The organism is Aquimarina atlantica (assembly GCF_000626715.1).
GTDB classification, from domain to species: domain Bacteria; phylum Bacteroidota; class Bacteroidia; order Flavobacteriales; family Flavobacteriaceae; genus Aquimarina; species Aquimarina atlantica.
In genome coordinates this window covers 389,235-408,717 of sequence record NZ_AQRA01000003.1, presented here as the reverse complement: position 1 = coordinate 408,717, position 19,483 = coordinate 389,235, and the positions used below count along the sequence as shown (strand labels likewise).

10 protein-coding genes are annotated in these 19,483 nt (G+C 31.5%); 6 read left to right on the top strand and 4 right to left on the bottom strand.

Annotated elements, in window-relative coordinates; genetic code table 11:
* Positions 1 to 15: 15 nt before the first annotated feature.
* From ATO12_RS08385 to ATO12_RS08370, 4 genes are all read left to right on the top strand, one after another.
* Entirely contained in the window at positions 16 to 1,596 is a 1,581-nt protein-coding gene (locus tag ATO12_RS08385) for a beta propeller repeat protein (protein WP_034241190.1), read from the top strand.
* Positions 1,597 to 1,662: 66 nt separating this feature from the next.
* A complete protein-coding gene (locus ATO12_RS08380) occupies positions 1,663 to 2,601 on the top strand; it encodes a hypothetical protein (RefSeq protein WP_034241189.1) in 939 nt (312 codons plus the stop codon).
* Between the two features lie 357 nt (positions 2,602 to 2,958).
* On the top strand, positions 2,959 to 4,305 hold the full coding sequence (locus ATO12_RS08375; protein WP_081802004.1) for a VOC family protein: 1,347 nt from the start codon (positions 2,959 to 2,961) through the stop codon (positions 4,303 to 4,305).
* Between the two features lie 895 nt (positions 4,306 to 5,200).
* The gene (locus tag ATO12_RS08370; RefSeq protein ID WP_034241185.1) at positions 5,201 to 7,624 is read left to right on the top strand and encodes a S8 family peptidase; all 2,424 of its coding nucleotides are present in this window, start codon (positions 5,201 to 5,203) and stop codon (positions 7,622 to 7,624) included.
* Here ATO12_RS08370 and ATO12_RS08365 read toward each other — a convergent pair.
* Both ATO12_RS08365 and ATO12_RS08360 read right to left on the bottom strand, forming a co-directional pair.
* The gene (locus tag ATO12_RS08365; protein ID WP_034241184.1) at positions 7,621 to 8,652 is read right to left on the bottom strand and encodes an AAA family ATPase; all 1,032 of its coding nucleotides are present in this window, start codon (positions 8,650 to 8,652) and stop codon (positions 7,621 to 7,623) included. The genes ATO12_RS08370 and ATO12_RS08365 overlap by 4 nt on opposite strands.
* A 448-nt stretch (positions 8,653 to 9,100) precedes the next feature.
* Complete coding sequence (locus tag ATO12_RS08360; RefSeq protein ID WP_205625229.1) at positions 9,101 to 9,457, bottom strand: DUF6922 domain-containing protein; 357 nt, start codon at positions 9,455 to 9,457, stop codon at positions 9,101 to 9,103.
* Positions 9,458 to 10,011: 554 nt separating this feature from the next.
* Between ATO12_RS08360 and ATO12_RS08355 the strand changes: the two genes are divergently transcribed.
* Complete coding sequence (locus ATO12_RS08355; RefSeq protein ID WP_034241183.1) at positions 10,012 to 13,746, top strand: nSTAND3 domain-containing NTPase; 3,735 nt, start codon at positions 10,012 to 10,014, stop codon at positions 13,744 to 13,746.
* Between the two features lie 20 nt (positions 13,747 to 13,766).
* On the opposite strand, the gene ATO12_RS08350 is transcribed toward ATO12_RS08355, so the two are convergent.
* Positions 13,767 to 14,837 carry an AlbA family DNA-binding domain-containing protein gene (locus tag ATO12_RS08350; RefSeq protein ID WP_034241181.1) on the bottom strand — a complete coding sequence of 357 codons (1,071 nt, stop codon included), beginning with the start codon at positions 14,835 to 14,837 and terminating at the stop codon, positions 13,767 to 13,769.
* Between the two features lie 2 nt (positions 14,838 to 14,839).
* Positions 14,840 to 17,392: a sacsin N-terminal ATP-binding-like domain-containing protein gene (locus tag ATO12_RS08345; RefSeq protein WP_034241180.1), complete on the bottom strand. Its 2,553-nt coding sequence runs from the start codon at positions 17,390 to 17,392 to the stop codon at positions 14,840 to 14,842.
* Positions 17,393 to 18,048: 656 nt separating this feature from the next.
* On the opposite strand from ATO12_RS08345, the gene ATO12_RS08340 reads away from it, so the two are divergent.
* A complete protein-coding gene (locus tag ATO12_RS08340; protein WP_165583350.1) occupies positions 18,049 to 19,479 on the top strand; it encodes a recombinase family protein in 1,431 nt (476 codons plus the stop codon).
* The last annotated feature ends 4 nt before the right edge of the window (positions 19,480 to 19,483 follow it).

Here is a 19,483-nt window from a genome sequence, read left to right as displayed (position 1 = left end):
AAAAACAGATAACGTATGAAAAATTATAAAAACATAGTATTGATAATCTTGATATTGGTTTCTTGCCAATCAAAAGCCCAGGAACTGTTTATGGCCGTTACCAAAAGCGGTAACAATGGCTATATTTTAAAAACTTCTGATTATGGCAAGACCATGACCACAATTTGGGATTCTGAAATGGAAGCAGAAACTGGTCAGAACAGGCTTTTCGATATTACTTCCGGAGATGGAAAACTGGTGGCTGTTGGAAACACTATCTTAACTTCGGAAGACAAAGGAAAAAGCTGGAAAGAAAGCAATGTATATACCTATACCGGTGATATTGCCTTTCCAAATAGAGAAGCCATGAAATGTGTGGCCTATGGAAATGGTTTTTTTGTAGCAGCAGGAAAATTCCACATTATTTATTCAAAAGATGGAATTGACTGGAAGTTTGTACGTACCGGTGAAAAAAGTACTGCTGAAAAAAGAGCTTCAAAAAGTAAATCGGGACTTAGCTTAAAGGACATTAAGAAGAACCCTAAACTTCATGGCAAACGACCTTCAAAAGGAGAGTTCCCGCCAGAAATCCATCCAGGACTGCAATATCCATTGGATATGCTCTATGCAAAAGGAAAGTTTTACCTCGTGGGCGGAAATAGAATGATGCAAGGACAAATATTAAAGATTGAGGGAGATAAAATTGTAGTTGAAAAAGATATGGCTTTAACCGGGAATGCAGCCAGCATTAATACAGGAGGACTTAAAAGTATTGCTTGGGATGGTAAAAATACTTTGGTAGCCTCATCCAACAGTACCAAAACCGCTTATTCTACAGATATGGGTGAAACATGGAAATATATGTTCAACCCAGCCAAGAACCAAATATGGGGATTGGCATACCACAATAGTATGTGGGTGGCCGCAAGTCCGTTCGAAGATATCTTTATTGCCGGGGATATCACACAAAAATGGACGGAAAACTTTAAAAGAGGAGGAGGAAGAAGCGCTGTTTTTGATATGATTCATGATGGGAACCGATTTGTACTGGTGGGCAATGACGCCACGATGTTCACCTCAAAAGATGGTAAAGATTGGAGTGCCCAGGCAAAGAAAAAATTTGGCTACCATGTAAAGGGAATTACCGCCCTGAACAATACTGTTGCAAGCAATACAACTGGAAGCGTGGATTGGAAAACGTACCGGTTCAACAACGATGCCCTAAATACTTCCTATGATGTGCTGGTTCATGCCAATGGGACAAATGAAGAAAAACAGACCAAAAAAAATGAAGTGCAATTGGTTTCAAAAAAAGGAAGTGAAAAAATCATTGTTTCGGTTCGAAAGCTTGATAATCCATCAAAAACCAGTAATGAAAAATTACTGACCGCAGTAATCAATACATATAAAAAGAACTCTAAAACAGATTTTGAAGAAACAACAAAAGAGTATAATGGAATTGATGGCATAAAAGTTTCCTATACTTCAAAGAAGAATGTAGAGATGAATACGTTTAATGCAATCAGTGATGATGACAAACTCATTATTATTGCTTGTGTAAATATGAATTCTAGTGATGCTCAAACAGTTTTTAATTCATTTAACTTAAAAAAATAAAATAACTTAATATAGCTTGTGTACATAGCCTCTTATAATACAAAAGCTATTATAATACCAAATAAGATGAAAAAGTTTTTAACCATTTGTTTAACGATATTATTTTATAGTCTACAGGCAAATGCGACTACCGATACCAACCTTACATCATTTTGTTCAAACTCCAAAGAAAAGGGAGCGACCGAGCAAACCCAATTTTCATGGAAAGATGAGTTTTATTGGCATGTAAACTTAGATAAGCCTTTAAAAGAATATTTGACCGAGAATGATAAAGCAAATAAACAAATTGCATTTGGATTTGTTATTCATAATCAAATAACATATTTAGATCTAAAGCTTACCGAAGCAGAAATGGAACAAACTTCATATGTTTTTGATATTTTACCTTCTCCAGAAAAAGCAACTGATTTCTTCGAACTTAATGCTTTTCTTGCTTTAGAAAGTGAAGTAAGGTATTATATGGGCAAGAAAAAACACATGAAAGCAGAGATTTTTTATGAAAGTGATGAGACTGATAGTAATGGCGATAAAATAAAAATTTTAAAGAATACTTTTTCAATAGACTTGTCTGACTTTGATAAGGATATTAATTTTCAGCGCATGAGTAAAGTACAAGAATCTGCCGTTGAAAATAGAGCAAAAAAAACATTTCTTCCAGAAGTTTTTAATACTTCGGGAGCTTTTAAAGACCCTTCATTAAGCAAAACGAATATTAAAAGATTGTTCGAAACCCAGGTAAAAGGCGCCAAAGTCTTAAAACTCTCTATCGATACGGCAGGGTCGGACTGGCTTGTGCAAAAGGATGAATATGATAGAACCTCCTTTATGTCTACAGGAAAAGAGATTGGTATTGCCTACTCTATCAACGGAGAATGCTTTTTTAATCCGGCAATGTATTTAGAAAGGCCTTATTTAGGAGGCGGTAAATATGGCAAATTAAATGTTCCTGGAGCGGCAGTATCGCATTTATACATAGTAAAAATTGCTTGCGAGAATATTAAATAATGAGTTCTGTTGCAATCGATCCATATGGATATATTCTGAAATAATCCAACAAGTATTACTATAGATACTTTAACAGGTTTGGAGGCCAGGATATCTATATGCAAAAGATAAGTTCCCCAAGACTACGTATGAGACACTTATCACAAGGGCCGGTAAGTGTCTCTTTACTCTTGACCGGACTAATAAACTTACTTTTGTTTGCTAGACATTATTTAGGATTAGATAGTGTAAGTTCAATTGTAACTCTTTTTATAAATGAGTATATTCTTATTTACTACTTTTGATCAGGGTGAGCATTACAGTATGGATAGTTAAACAGATATACCCAAGAAGGAAGAACCTAGAATTTATAATTAAATGAAAAGATTACTCACAATATTGATAATACTATTTTCTTGTAACCTTATGTCGGGGCAAGAAATTAAGCCAATGGGGGCTGCAATTGTAGTCAATGATATTGATAAAGCCACTGACTGGTATAAAAAAGTATTTCAGGTTGAAGTTTCTAATGAAATGAACTTTCCTGAATATGATAGTTTACAGATTAAGATATTAAAAAATGATGCCTTTCAGTTAGAACTTTTACAGAAAAAGACAGCATTCTCAATTAAAAAGTTTATTCCAAATTACAGTGTCAACAATCAACCATTACTGGGAATCTATAAAATGGTTTTTAAAACAAGTGAGCTTGAAAAGTTACACCTACGATTACAAAAACTTGATGTAAACATTATTTTGGGATTGACTTCGGATGAGCCAAACAGGTTGGATTATTTTATTATATCCGACCCCGACGGGAACATTATTCAATTTATAGAACCCAAAGTTGAGGTCTTAACATTGGATATTGACAAAACCACTATCCCCGAAGGAATTGTTATACATCCTGAAACTGAGGAAATATTTATTAGTAGTATTCATTTGGATAGAATTACAAAGTCTGATGAAAACGGAGAGAATAGTTCTATAATCTTGTCAAATGAAAATTGTGGATATACTATTGGAGTTGGTATGGAAATTTATAAAAATCAACTATACGCGTTGGGCAGTTTCAATAGAAAAAAGATATCAAAATTATTCATTAAAAATTTGAACGATACAATTGTTCAATGTATTTCTTTGAAGAATGGAAAGCCATCATATTTTAATGATTTAGCAGTAGATGATAATGGTAATGCTTATATAACCGATACAGATTCACATCATATTTATAGATATGATGTACAACGAAATGAAATAACTACATTTTTAGCAAATAAGCAGATTCAATATCCTAATGGTATTACTATTTCGCCAGACAATACAAAGCTATTTATTGATTCATATTCTCATGGAATACGTATAGTTGACATTAAAACAAAAAAAATTTTAAATCAAATACATCAGCCAACCGCTAAAAGAGGTATTGATGGGCTAAAATATTATAATGGAGATTTATATGCCATAGTAAATGGTGGGAAAAACAGGACTAAGCATGGTCTTTATAAAATAAGTGTTTCCGAAAAAGAGGATGACATTTTGAATGTAGAACCTGTTCTTGTAAATCATCCAAAAATGGATATACCTACGACCGTTTCAATAAGAAACAAAACAGTTTATATTTTGGCCAATAGTCAACTCTTAAACTTGAATCAAGATAAAAATGTAATAATTGACCCTGATAAGCTTCATAGTGTGGTTGTCATTAAAGTTAAACTTGATTGATGCTATATATTGGATATATGGATTTCTTAATTTTTAGAATAACAAAAATGAAAGATTTAAGAATCTAAATGTCTATAAAATGAGGCAGGTGAAATACTAAATAAGGTAAAGAAAATTCTAGTAACTGTTATTGCGTATAGCTTAGACGAATAATGTAGATTGAATTATTCATATAGAACGAGAAGATTGTAAAAATGATGGCGAATTAATTTTTAAAGGAATACCGATATAACTTCAAAAGCTAAATTTAGATATACATTAAATTATTTGAAGACCTAAAACCAGTCTTTTACAAAAAACAAAGAACCACGCCAATGGCGTGGTTTTTTGTTTGTAGTGACCCTGGAGGGGTTAACTAGTATTGATCCCTACAACGCTCCGTGTTGAAAATCACAAAAAGAATCACTTCACAATTTTCAAAAAAAGAAGCGAGCTTCATTTTTGAAACTCGCTTCATGATTCACTTTTTTGTGATTCATTTGTGACCCCAAGCATTCAAAGTTCGAACTTTTTAGTAGCAGAATTAATAAATATTGACAGATTCGTAGTAGAGTATTCAACATAAAATAGTTTCTTGCTTGTGAAAATTTGTAAAAAACCTAAAATGCAACATTCTCAGACAAAAGGAAACTTAGATAATGATTACGATTGTCACTATTGGAGAAAAGCTTGCAGACACTTTAATATAAGTTCATCTAACCACCAACAATTTAAAATGTTTTAAATCAAAACTACCTAAGATTAGTATCTGCGAATCAGTAAGATATTTTAATTAACAATAACATTCAACTAATGTTATTAACTGATTTACATCACTTTTGTTAAAATTTCATAATCGATTAATATGAATATTTATTAACTTGGTGAGTTTTAAACTCAACACCAGAAGTAAAGGATGCCAAACAAAAACCATTTAAGAATAATTGCAGATAGACAACTAGAAGAATCTGGAGAAGTAAAGTTTAATTACGGTTTTGGAGAAAATGAAGATGAAGCCAATATAGAGCCTAATTATATATTTATGGCTAGAGCGTTTCGGGACGATTTAAGATCTTACAGGAGTGACATAGAAGTAAAAGCAGCTGCAAAAAATAAGACTATTGATGTTCCTTTTGATGTAGACTATCTAGAAGTAGACTTTATGGGACAGTTTCATTTAGAGAAGTACTACAGTATTTGGTACAACACCTTTGGACTTGAAGGTGTAAGCTTCACTAATTTTAATAGAACAGCGTTATTTTCTATTGCAGATCAAGATAAATTTCAGGTATTTATTTCTAGTGTTGAAGGCTTAATTAATAGAGGTTTAGACGACAATACAGAAGCTGATTTTAATAAGAATGTACTTTTTGTGAAAAATTTTAAGCTTCTCACGTTAAGTGATGTTTTACAAGTAAGTGCTGAAAATATAGGGAACGTAGTTGTTCTTAAGACAATTGAACTACCAGCTAGTCCAGTAATTGAAAAAGGTATTCTTGATGCGTTAGAATCTTACTTAACAATTCATCAAATTTCATACGAAATTAATAGAGAAACACATAGATTAGAGCTTTATGATGCTACACTAGATGAGCTTATTGCTATTGCCCAAAATTTTGATGTCATAGAGAGCATAACTTCTTCCCTTTCTGGGGTTGTGCGACCAGGTGTATATAATATTCCTAGTAGAGATTTTGGTTTTGAAATAGCGAATGCAGATGAGGAACTTCCTTTAATTGGAATATTGGATACTGGAATAAGTATGCAAACTCCACTTGCCAGTATTACGCTACGAGATGATACTTTTACATTAGATGGTAATCCATTAATAGATGATTGTGGTAATGATGGACACGGTACAATGGTAGCAGCACTAGCAGCATTAGGAAGACACAATCATAGTAATAACTTTGAAGGCGAAATAACCGCAGACGCTAAGTTGCTATCTATTAAATTAATCGGCAGTGGTGATGGCTATCTTTCTGAAAAAAAGGTAATCGAATTGCTTTATAAAGCGAAAGAAAAATACCCTCAATTAGGTATTTTTGTCTTAACTATTTGTTATAAAACCCATAAGAGAACGAACGAAGCATTCTCTAATTATACATACGAACTGGATAAATTTGCACACGAAACTGATAGCCTAATTTTTATAAGTATTGGGAATAATAGTCAAGCAATGAATGAAAATGTTGATTATGACTTAAATTATTTTAATAATGAACACACCAACTTAAATACACCGGCTGACTCAATGAATAATATGACTGTAGGTGCAGCCGCAGATGGTTTATATGATGGTGCGTTTAACGGTATCGCACCAGGTAAAGAATTTCCTGCTATCTATTCTAGAACAGATCATATTGACCTTACTGTCATATATTCTGTTAAGAAACGTAATAAAAATCTTTTTAAGCCAGATGTTATCGAAGGTGGTGGAGATTATGGATTCTACAATCCTACCACAATAGATTTTATGGATAATGCAGCTATGTCTGTATTATCATCGAACCCTGCTTTAGGATACACAAAAGAAGTAGGTACAAGTCTAGCAGCACCACTTACGGCTAATCTTGCTGCAAAACTTAAAATTGTTTATCCAGATTTAAAATCACAAACATTAAAAGCCTTGATAATTAATGGAGCATCTTTAAAAAACATAGTATATCCAGATGTAAACAAACCTTTGTTAAACAGAACTTCTGGCTACGGACTTATTGATGCTAATAGGACTATTTTTTCAGATGAGAATAGTGCAACAATGATATTGGAAGACAGTATCCAAAGTGGTGAACAAAAGATATATCCTGTAAACTTTCCTCACTACCTAATTTCAACAAGTCTTGGTAAGACTAATCGGGTACTTAAAATAACAGCTACATTATGCTTTAGTTTTTTACCCTTACAGCACAATCAATTAACATATTGTCCTATACATATAGCATTTAGTATTTTCAAGAATCATTCTTCAGATGATATTAACCGAGTACAACGATTGTTAAATTCAAAGTTGCGCACTACATTAAGCTGGTCTCAATCTGCAAGAGATAAATCTACTCCAGCACCTTATAGTAATGTTCAAAAAATTGAATTTAATGTTGATGTTGCACAACTGAGAAGTGAAGGAAAAACTTTTAAATTAGCAGTACAAGCTCTATTGTCAAATCAAATTATGGCATCTCAGATTGAGAATTATCCAACAAAATTTAATTTCTCACTAGTTCTTAATATTGAAGAAACGGTAAGAGCTAATACAGGTCGCCTATACGATGAGTTAAGAGCAATAAATAATGTTGAAGTAATTAATGTAGCCGAAGCTGACTTAGAAGGAGAGATTTAAGAGTTTATCTCAAGAGATTTTTTTTCTGCAATGACAAGGGCTTTCCAAATTTGACTATCTATTTTAGTAATGGACTTTACATCTTTATCACTTTGCTTAAATAAACTACGCTTTAATGCAGTAATAAGCGTTTTTTGAATGCTGTAATAAGATAGACCTTCACACAGTTTCATAATCTTTGTTCCCTCTCTTTTATTACTTAATACAAAACCACTCTTGCTTAATGTTAACTCAATAAGGTTTTTAATTTGTTCAGTATTTGGTAATGAGAAACCTATGATACTATCAAATCTTCTTGTTAATGCAGAGTCTAGCATTTCCTTTTGATTAGTCGCAGCAATTACAATACTACTTTGAGGTAAATAATCAAATAATTGAAGTATGGTATTAACCACACGTTTCATTTCTCCGTGATCTTGACTGTAATCACGTACTTTTCCTAAACTATCAAATTCATCAATAAAGACAATACAGTCTTCAAGTGCTGCCTTCCTAAATATCTTTGAAAGGTTTTTACTAGTCTCCCCCAATTTAGAAGAAACTATTGCTCCTAAATTAACAACAACCATCATTTTTTTTAATTCTCCTGCAATGATATAAGAAGCTAATGTTTTTCCACAGCCAGATGGTCCGTGTAATAATAGTTTGTTAGAAACTGGAAGTTTGAAATTTTGTAATAATTCAATTTTTTCGTGCTCTTCAATGAAATGTTTTAATTCTCCCATTATCACATCATCAGCAACAATGTTTTCTAAAGAATAATCTGAAGTGATTTTTTCTAGAATTAGATCTTGCAAGTCACGATCATCCTGGCGCTGTTGATAAGAATCTGAGCCTACTTTTGTCAAGCTATTAGCACTTTGTTGGCGCATTGACTCTTTAAGAATAGATTGCAATTGAATTGCAAAATTCACTTTTTTAGTCTTTTTAGAATGTTCAACAAGCTCATTAATTACCGTCAATAGACGTTCTTGATCATTTTCCAGACCATACTTTGCTATTTCTTTTATGTAATCAAATTGACTCAAATTACTCTTTTATATCTTTTGCAAAGATAACGAACTAAGGTTAGATTTAGTATTATATCTTCTAATATAGGTATTTCAATTAAACTTTGAAGAGTTGAGTACTATAATCTTTTTATTTGGAATTAATAAAATAAAGAGAAATTCCATAATCCGCATATGACAAAGTTTTCCGTATGTCCTCATATTGTTTGCAGTTTGGCCAGTGGACTTGCAAGAGAAATTCGGACAATTTTTCTAAGATCTATGCTGCATTTTTAAATTTATAAAATTCTAATTCAACTTCTATAGACTGTAGCCTATCCCGTTCAGATCAGTAATAGATTTTTCGTTATGAAACAGTTCCTTATCTTCAATAATTTTAGAATCCAAACCCATCAGTCTAAAAACTTACTTACTTTATTATAGAAAGTTTATTTGTTATCTGTTAGATGTTCTTTAAAAACTATACTCATACAGCATAACGGTAAAATGAAGTTACATTGTATCGTTTTGCTACCATAACACACGTTTTATTGCTAACATGTTCTTTAGTATTTTTCAAACAGGAAAGTATTTTTTGTTTAGAATATAAGCGTTCTAATACAGCTATATCGTTTGCAAAAGTATCTTTAGTAGTTGTATACAAAGCCCTTGGAATTATAATATCCTTATCTCTTTTAATAGATAATTTAGAATAATCTATATCCCAAAATAAATGTTTTGGAAAAATCTTTGTTATGTCTTTTATTACTTTCAAAACTTCTTTATAAACTAAGAGTGTTATTATACAAATATATACAATCTCAACTATTTTCTTATTAAACATAAATACAATCATAGGTCTCAAGGCGAATTATCAATCTTTAGTTAGATTGAAACTTCGCACAACAAAAGAAGAGTACATTCTACTTTAGGGTATAAAACTATTAACGAATTTGAATTAGAAATGTATAACTAAAACGTAGCCACTTAAGTCTCTCAATTAAATATCTACTTTTTATTGCAAATCCAACGCAAGATCGAATCTTTTCCTAAGTGATTTAGAGAGAAAGAGGAATTCAGTTATATGAATACTTAAGACTAGACATTAGTGTAAACTGTAGAATCATTTAAGTGGTGTAATCTGTTTGTTTTTGAGAAAGTTCTTAAACTCTATTGATGAATTTAAAAGTATTGAGATGCAAATTATTCTTGACCAAACATAACTCTTTCACTTGAATAAATTAGAGTATTTCTAAACTCTTAAGTATCTCAAAAACAAAAACCATATCTTACTGAATTCATTATTCACGATACATGTCTCTAGATAATTTAAATTATAAGAATTGATTACATTTATTGAAAAATAAAACTGAGGTTAAAAAAGATTGTTATTATTAAATGAATCAATTATCAAGTATTAAAGAAAGACTCAAAAATTTCAATGACACTGAATTTCAAGAATTATGTGATTCCTTCTTAAATCTACGTCACAGAGGGTACAAAGCTTATGCACGTAATGGGGCGCATGATATAAAACAAAAAACTACTCGTGGTACACCTGATTCATTTTTCCTAATGCCTAACGGACTTTATTTATTTGTAGAATCTACTACTACCGAGAATAAAGGAAAACGCTTATTGGATAAGTTGAAAAATGATATCTCAGCATGCTTAAATAAAGATAAAACGGGAATCGCAATCAACAAAATACAGGATATCATTCTTTGCTATAACTCTAATCTTTCTTCAAGCCAAATGGAAGAAATCAATAAAGAGGCCGAAAAAGCAATGGGAAAACCTCCAGTTCACTTTAGTTTAGATTCATTGGCAACGGAAATCTTTTTTCACCATAAAAATCTAGCTCATGATTATTTAGGCTTACCTCTCGATACAGGACAAATAGTATTGTTAGAAAAGTTTGTTGAGGAATATGATAATGGTAAGCAAAAACTGGCCACACCTTTATCTGGAGCATTTCTACACCGTACTAAGGAATTGAAAGAAATTAAAGAAAAATTAAACTCAGAAGATATTGTAATCATTTCTGGTGCAGCCGGCGTCGGTAAATCTAAATTGGCACTACAAGCCATCAAAAAATTTCTTGAATTACATTTAGATTATAATGCATATGCCATTTCCCCAAAAGGAGCCGATTTCCTTGGAGACTTAAGTACTTACTTTGAAGGAGATGAAAACAGTATTTTGTTAGTTGATGATGTTAATCGGGTAGATAAATTTGAACAAATTTTGGGGTTCTACGGCAGTCTAAAAAAAGAAAAACTTAAGATTGTCCTTACGGTTCGGGATTATGCATTAGAGAACGTTAGAGAATGGTTGAGTCGTTATGAAAGTGCCATTATTAAGATAAAGCGATTTGATTCTGATGAAATTAAAGCGATTATAGAACTAAAGCCTTTTGAAATATATAATGGCAAATACCAACATAAGATTTACACAATTGCCAAAGGAAATGCACGTCTTGCTGTAATGATGGCGATTATTGCAAAAAAGACAAATAAACTTGATTCTTTGAATAATGTCTCAGATTTGTTTGAACAATATTTTGAAACATTTGTCGGCGATAAACAGGTTTTTAAAAATAAAAAAGTACTCAAAGTCATGGGTGTTCTTTCTTTTTTCTATGCTATACCTTATAACGATGGCACCTTACTAGGCTCTGTTTCCAATTCATTCTCAATTTCTAGTGATGAATTACGCGAATCCTTTGACTTACTCCATAATTTAGATTTGATAGAACTCAATTATGAGCATGCTAAAATTGGCGAGCAAAACCTTTCTACTTATTTCTTTTACAAAGTATTTTTAAAAGACAAACTACTGTCATTTGAATCTCTTTGGAACAATTATTTTGAACTACAACCACATCGATTTAAAGACACCTTATATCCCACACACCAAAACTTTGGCAAACAGTTTATAACAGAGCAAGTAAAACCAACATTACTTGCATACTGGGCTGAAATCTCGAAAAATGAAAAAAAAGCATTTCAGTTTTTAAATTTTGCCTGGGAATTTGTTCCCGATGAATGCTTAGCTTATTTAGATTCAAAGATTAGTGCTATTCAACATTCCGAAATAATCGAGTTCAAAGTCACATATGAACATAATGATTATTCTGGGACGAAAAAACGAGAACCCCATCTTGAATTGATATCCCACTTTTTCGAAGAACATAATTACTTTTTAGATGCGGTTGATTTGGCTTTTAAATTTGTTGAATGCATTCAGCAGCATTTACCTCAGTTAATTTATCACATCAATGAAGGTTTTCATTTTATGGATGAAGACTATTCCAATCATTTTAACAGACAGTTAAGCCTAATTAACTATTTGGCTAATGAAGTAGAAAATAGTAAACTAAGAGCTCTCTCTTTTCTAGCTATTTCGAAAGAATTAATGGGGCGAACACATTGGACGTATGAAAACTCTGAGGATATTGAAGAAGACGATAAAAATATCATTATAGTCAAACAAATAAGAAGCATAATTTTAAAAACGTCATGTAAACTTTATACTTCCTATCCCAAAGAAGTTTTTGAGGTAATATTTGATTTTTCAATTCATACCTTAAGTTATAATGAATATACACTTGCTTTTGATTTGAAGTATTTAATTCCTTGGATAAATAAGCATTTAAAAACAAATAATTTCCACCATTGTTACTATGTTCAGGAAATTATAAGATACTCCATTAAAGAAGGCGTTGATCATACCGACTTTAAGCGTTTAAAGTCTTCATTTATACACGCTGCCTACAGATTATTTGAATTGGTCAATTGGGACAGGCATCAATTCAAAGACCGTCATGATTTTAATGATGATGGTGAGTTCGAAGAATTAAAGGAAGCAGACATTATAAAAACATTGATTTTTAAATCTAACAATGATATAGAAACATTCATTACGAATTATAGTGAAATTCTGAGATGGAATAAGTTAAGGCTCTATTCACAAGACAGTATTATTGGTATCATAACAAATGCCAATTTAGATAAAAATACAGATATAGGTTTTGCAATTTTTGTTGAATTCGTAAAACTTCAAGATAAGGGCATTTTAAACTCCAAAGGTTTCATACCTCACGATTCGTTGGAAAAACTGAATTCGATATCTGGACTGGCAGAAAGATTTTGGAAAACCATTGAATCTGAAAATTTAAAGGAAATATGGAAATTAGAAATTCTCACAAGCCTTTCTGAAGAAAGAATTTTGAAACGAGACCTTACTAGACTTATAACAACTTTAAATGAAATAAAAGTAAACTTCTGGTTGCAATCAAAACGATTGGAACAATATAAAAGTTTAGAACCAAACATTTTGATTAAGATTATAGGAATAGTTGTTCAAAAAATTGAACAAGAAAACTTAAAAATTAAATTTGATGAGAATTTTATCATTCTGACGATTGATTCAATAGAAAATATTGACCTATTGAAAAAGGCATACCTACAACAAGCTCATTTAAGCGACCATTTTGATTATCAAGGTAAAGCTTTATTGGAAATCTTAAAAAGAGACAATTCTTTTTTGTTGGATTTGGTAAGGAAAATTTACAAAGACAACAACAAAAGAAAATTAGGTCATCATAGAGGATTATCTATGGTTTGGGAATTATCCAACCCAGTAGAGGTATTAGATGAACCTCTTAGGTATGTAGCAAATAATGAAAATAATTACCACTATATATCAAGAAACTTTATGAATGTTTTTTTTAAAAGTGTTAAATCTCAGGAAAAAAAAGCTAATAACTGTTTGATATATTTTATAAGAAAGTATAGTCATGAATCAAAAATTATTAATATAGTTTTTGATGTCATACACACTTCAAGAAACCACTTATTTGAAAAAGCTTTGGCTACTTATCTTCAGAGAAACCAAGACGTAAATTGTTTCAAGAAGATAAATTGGACTGAAAGACAAGTTGTGTACAGTGGTGATGTCATTGTGGGTTCTGTAAGAGCGGCAAAATGGGAGAGGTTACTGAATATGATTGAGAGTACTAAATTGGGAATAAAAACACGTCAAATAAAAGCATATATCAAAAGTAGAATTGATAGTGAACTTCAATATGCCGAACATGAAAAAAGACGAAAGTTTATTGGTAATTTTTAAAAAGCGTGTAATATGAAATTTCAACCCACTTTAGCAAGATTATACTTGGAGATAGCACTAATATCAACTCTATTAACTACACCTGCTAGGTAATTAAGCTTATTAAAAACCTCTTGTATTGACATTTGGTGTTCTGAATTAACAGTATATCCCATTGAGAAATATTGAAGAAATTTTTCATCCACTATACCATTCCGATGCGAATATAAATGTCGTATTTGCAAGATTTGTTCTATCTCACTTTGCTCATCATTATCTATTACATTTAGATCCTTAATTTGTTTATTTTCTTTTATAAACCCACGAACGCTGCCTTTTTGAAGTTTTGTAATTTTCTGTTTTGCCCAAAACTTAACAAAATCTTGTATATCGGAACAATTCAATACGTCTTCAATGGTAACAGTCTGTTGAGATTTTAATGTTTGCGGATTGGCCAAGAAAATCTCATAAAGTAAATCTGAAAGATATGTCTCAAAATTATCAACTACAGAAGAAAACAAAATTCGAGTTAAAATTTTCCCTTCTGCATTTTCAGTTGGCCTATCTGGACTTTTTGGGTATAGTATAGAGCCTAAATCATCTACAATTTTCAAAATACTTTGGTAGTGTTCTATGAAATTTATCTTTGAGTTTGTGGAATTCTCTTTATACCCAGATAATGTCTCGTTTATTTTTAAAATTGCTTTATAGCCATTTTTAATAAAGGTTAATTCAACAGGATTTTCAAGCTTAGTTTTTTCACCTTTTCTAATATAGGTTTTACCTTCTAATAAGATTTTATTATTAGATTTCTCGACTTTTATGACATATAGTTTCTTATCACTAATATTTACATAATCATAGACAACATTCGGTTTAGGAGATAATAAATCCAAAGCCTTATGTGTAATTGAATTTGCTCGAAAATCCTCGCTCAAACCACTAATTTCTGAATCGTTGGTTACACCTAAAATTAAATAGCCTCCATCAGTATTGGCAAAAGAACTTATAATTTGAGCCATATTTCTAGATGGGAGCAAAACAGCTTTATACTCTAAATTCTTACTTTCGGGCTGTCCTATAACTGCTTTTATTTCTTCTGTTAGATTCATAACTAAACAGGAATTTTATTTATACCAGTTGTTTTGAGAATATGACCAAGTGTTAAATGTTTTGGAGGCTCTTTGCCATTATCTATCCACAGTTCGGCATTTGCATAGTCCAGAGTATCCTTTTCAGATGAATAATATACAATGACCTGACCATTATCAGATGGCCTTATAACAATATGAACATCAACACCATTTTTCTTAATCCCACCTAAGACAGTAGTTGCCAGCTCTTCAACTTCAGTACAATCGTATTCAGGGTGATTTATAAGATGTTTTTTTATGTTTTTCCTTGAACGGGTGATTAAACTTTGAGCATATAAAAACATATTTGCATTTGGCTTGGAAGTATGACTAAATAATGCAGCTAAATCTTTATCCTTTAATGCTTCTTCCAATTCATCCATCGACGTAACCCCTAAACTGACTAAATCTTCCTGTGTTATTTCCAATTTAGGTTTGTAATTATCCCGGCTTGAGTTTTCCAGAACTAATTTTAATTCATCCAAACTATTTACATCATATTCTTCCAACAACAAAGAAACCTGTTCAGCTTGATTAAAATTTTGCATCAAATCTGGGTTTTCATCCAAAGCTTTTGCAACCGCTGATAGTTTTGAAAGATCTGTATTACTTCTCATAACCTGGTAAAGGCTTTCCTTATCTTGAATCGTATTCATAAAAAGCTCAGCTCTTTTTCTATACGTTTCACCAAAAAGTTCTTGTGAATCCTTAGGGTTTTGTGATTCAAACCATTCGGATAAACGACTTATCGCTTCTATTACATTTTCATCATTTAGAGATAAATTTTTCAATGAAGATGAAATTTCATTAGCGATATCTTTTTTTTCTTTAGGATAGTATCTTCCAAAACTTACTTTACTATTCAATAAAATTTCATTCCAATTTTCACCTAGCAATTGAAGAACCTCAACCAACTCATTATCTTTTATTTTATCTATATACAAATCTGATTTAACACAAAAGATTCCTTCTTTATTTGGGGTAATTGCCCTGTTTTCAAAAAGTATTACATTATTTTCTTTATTGAGGATAAATTTTGCCACTTCATTATACCATATAAAAGTATCGTTCTCATCTTTATCTAAAGACTCTCCCAATTTTTCTATACTGGTTAAATCTTCAATATCTTTTGCAAGACCATCATAATCCAACTTTTGCCACTCAGACCAGAAAATTTTAACCCATTCTTGAATATGGTCTTTTTTTGATACGGATTCTGGAAAAAGGTCATAAGTATATTGCCACAAACTTTCCTGTACATCATTTGAGTAACTTCTAGCGGGAAACCAAACATCTTTAGGAGCTTTTCTAGTTACATCATCTTTCTCAATTTCAATTATTGTACTATTAAAAATACAATTTCTTAGTGATTTTTGTATGTTCTCCACATACCAACTCTCATCAAAATATTTCTCATTCGTATTTGGCAATCTTGAATCTGAGATATTGAAAAGATTAAAAAATTTCTCGGTTGATACTTTTTCTATAAGGTCAGTATACAATTCTAGAGCACCTTCAATCAGTTTTTGATTTTCCAGAACTTCAGCATCATCATTTCCTTTTAGCCAAATACCATCCCTTTCCATCTGTGGATTAAAGAAAAAACTATTTATGACAACTGGAAAATGGAAATTCTCGGTTCCAATTAAAGGGAAATCGCAAAAGAGTTTAGGTATATCGCTATGAGTTTTGAATATATAGCCATTGGGATTCTCTTCAACTTCAGCAGCAATTGTAACTTTCTGATTGGTGAAATTAAGTAGTTCAATATGTGATGTTTCTCCGTTGCTCTTTTTCTGAATAGTAAAAATATTCTCATCTTTTTTTCCAACAATTGAAAATTCAGTGGTTTGATTTTCAACGCTATTTATGATTTCTACTTTTTCTATTTTTTGTATAAAAGTGAGTACATAAGGAATTAGTTTTATAAATTCCTCAATACCAATTTTAGCTATTTCATGTTGTTTATCTGTTGTAAGATTATACGTAAATGAAGTGTTATAATTATCTACATTATAATTGTTCAGAAGCGTAGCTGACTTGTGAAACCCTTCCCAAGCAGTTTCAATTTTAGGGACTAGTTCTCTAGTAGAACCTCCTTCTCTGTCAAGGGGAAACTCAAATCGATATAATTGCTCATCTGTGGTTTTGACAACTCCACTAATGGTAATAACTTTTGAAAGTAAATGTGTGGTTAAAAATCCTGTTCCAAAACGCCCTGTTCTTTTTGTTTCTTCTCCTTCCTCTGTCTCTTTTGATGAGATTTGATTGATGAGCCCCCTGATATCTTTTTCCGTAAAATGGATACCATTATGCCTAAATACTACTTGACTTTTATCAAGTTCAATTTTAACTTTAATTTTTCTATTAGGATAATCAGCAATACTATCCTTTGCATTTTGCAAGAGTTCCCAAGCCCATCTACCCTGGTTATTTTCAACGGTTTTTTCTAAGTCATGTAGTCTCTTTTTTATTTTATCGGCAATAGACCTGTTACCATCCTCTTTTCTGCCTTCTTCAATTGATTTTATCATATTAATTCTCGAAGCAACCGATTACACATTAATTTAATTATTGTTAAGTTAAAATTCGTATTATCTATTCTCCAAATATTTGATTGTGCAATGGTTCTTGGTCTAAAACCCCTGTCAATCCTTTTACTTTATTATTGGATAATTTGATAAATATCTCCATCTTGAACTGACGGTAGCTCCATTCGGTTTTTTTAGATTAGCAATACCTTTTTTACTAAAATATTTTTCAACCTCATTGGTCTTTTTTATCGAATTGGTATTAATGCTTTCTGGTATTTAACACCTCCTTTCTTATGATGATGTTCCGCTTTCTTCTATCCTCATTGTTTGTAATTCCATCATGCCAACCATTTGATCTAAGATTTTCAAAACTCATCGATTTTTTTTATAAATCTTGCAAACTAAGCTTTTATACTAGAGGTATTTATAACATCCGTTTGTTTTAATTTAAATTAACAAAAAAGCCAATGAATTTCCTTTAGCTCTAACCTACATTCCTATTCTTCTATACCGATTATAAAGATACTAAAGTGTTTATTAAAATTATTGTGGTTTTCTACATTTTATAAGACAATATTTGTAAAAATTTTCTTTCAATATCTAAAATAGATTATTTAATCTCCTTATATAATATCATGAACATAAATAATTTAATAATGAAAAATATAATAACATACAGCAGGGTGTCCACAGAAGAACAAAAAAAGCACGGGTTCAGTCTTATGGGGCAAAAAGAACGACTGTTTAAATTCGCCCAAGACCATGGGTACAAGATTTTGGCATATTATGCGGAAGACTATTCAGCAAAGACCTTTAATCGACCACAATGGAAAAAACTAAAGCAATATTGTGAAAAGTACCATAAAAAAATCAATAAACTGGTTTTTACAAAATGGGATAGGTTTTCACGCAATATACAAGAAGCCTATAAAGAGATCGATTGGTTTCGGGAAAGAAAGATTGAGGTATATTCAGTCGATAATCCGTTGGATTTTAGTCTGCCTGAGAGTAAGATAACATTGGCGGTCTATCTGGCATTGTCCGAAATTGAAAATGATAAGATATCTATTAGGGTTAAAGAATCATTGAAAAAAGCAAAAAGAGAGGGATGTTGGGTATGTTCCCCTCCCTATGGATATACCAACTATCGGACACTAGAGGGAAAATCAACATTGATTCCCGACGAAAGGGCGCAGTACGTGCTAGATACATTCCTGCTTTTAGCCAGTCACAAAATTAGTATCAGACAAGCTTGGAGAATTATGAGGAAAAAAGAGATGTTCATTTCCTCATCCCAATTCTATAAATTAGTTAGAAATCCAGTATATATTGGTAAAATAATTTTAAAATCCTACAATGAAAAAAGCATTGAAACAATAGAAGGACTCCATCCTCCCATCGTTCCTACAGTCTTATTTGAAAAAGTGCAGAAAAAATTGAATGCTAGGTCAAACAAAAACAATATTCGTAAGGAAACCAAGGGGTATTTATACCCTCTTAGGGGGTTCATCAACTGTTCTCGATGCGGAACAGTATTGACCGCCAGTGCTTCTACAGGAAGTAATCCCAATAAAGAATACCATTACTATCATTGCAGGAACAATGGTTGTAGAGAAAGATTCCCTTTGGAAAAGGCTCATCATCTTTTCTATCAATATTTAAAGACAATCGATATAAACAAGGAAAGATTCATTATCCTCAAGAATGAGATTAAAGACAAGGTTCGAAACAAAGAGAAATCACGATCAGAAAAAATCCAAAGGATAGAATCTAAAATAAGTAAACTTCAAGATGTCATTTCTAAGGCTGAAGATAGATTGTTTGAAGGCTTAATAGATTCAGTTACATTTAAAAACTCCAAACTAAGATATATACAAAAAATCAAGGTTTGTCAAAATAAAATCTTGGCACTTAAAAACTTTAACCCAACTTTTGAATTTCAACACAGAATCCAAAAAGCAAAAAAATATATTGATATTTCAAGAAAGTTTAAAGAAGCAAATTTGGTTGAAAAAAGGGAACTTCTGAAATCTATTTTAAATAAAAATATCTCACTTACTCTATATGGATTAACTGAAAACGCCTAAACTG

What these genes read in the sequence shown, in the direction of transcription:
- ATO12_RS08385 (WP_034241190.1), top strand. Translation starts at nt 16, where the DNA reads ATGAAAAATTATAAAAACATAGTATTGATAATCTTGATATTGGTTTCT.
- ATO12_RS08380 (WP_034241189.1), top strand. Translation starts at nt 1,663, where the DNA reads ATGAAAAAGTTTTTAACCATTTGTTTAACGATATTATTTTATAGTCTA.
- ATO12_RS08375 (WP_081802004.1), top strand. Translation starts at nt 2,959, where the DNA reads ATGAAAAGATTACTCACAATATTGATAATACTATTTTCTTGTAACCTT.
- ATO12_RS08370 (WP_034241185.1), top strand. Translation starts at nt 5,201, where the DNA reads ATGCCAAACAAAAACCATTTAAGAATAATTGCAGATAGACAACTAGAA.
- ATO12_RS08360 (WP_205625229.1), bottom strand. Translation starts at nt 9,457, where the DNA reads ATGTTTAATAAGAAAATAGTTGAGATTGTATATATTTGTATAATAACA.
- ATO12_RS08355 (WP_034241183.1), top strand. Translation starts at nt 10,012, where the DNA reads ATGAATCAATTATCAAGTATTAAAGAAAGACTCAAAAATTTCAATGAC.
- ATO12_RS08350 (WP_034241181.1), bottom strand. Translation starts at nt 14,837, where the DNA reads ATGAATCTAACAGAAGAAATAAAAGCAGTTATAGGACAGCCCGAAAGT.
- ATO12_RS08345 (WP_034241180.1), bottom strand. Translation starts at nt 17,392, where the DNA reads ATGATAAAATCAATTGAAGAAGGCAGAAAAGAGGATGGTAACAGGTCT.
- ATO12_RS08340 (WP_165583350.1), top strand. Translation starts at nt 18,049, where the DNA reads ATGAAAAATATAATAACATACAGCAGGGTGTCCACAGAAGAACAAAAA.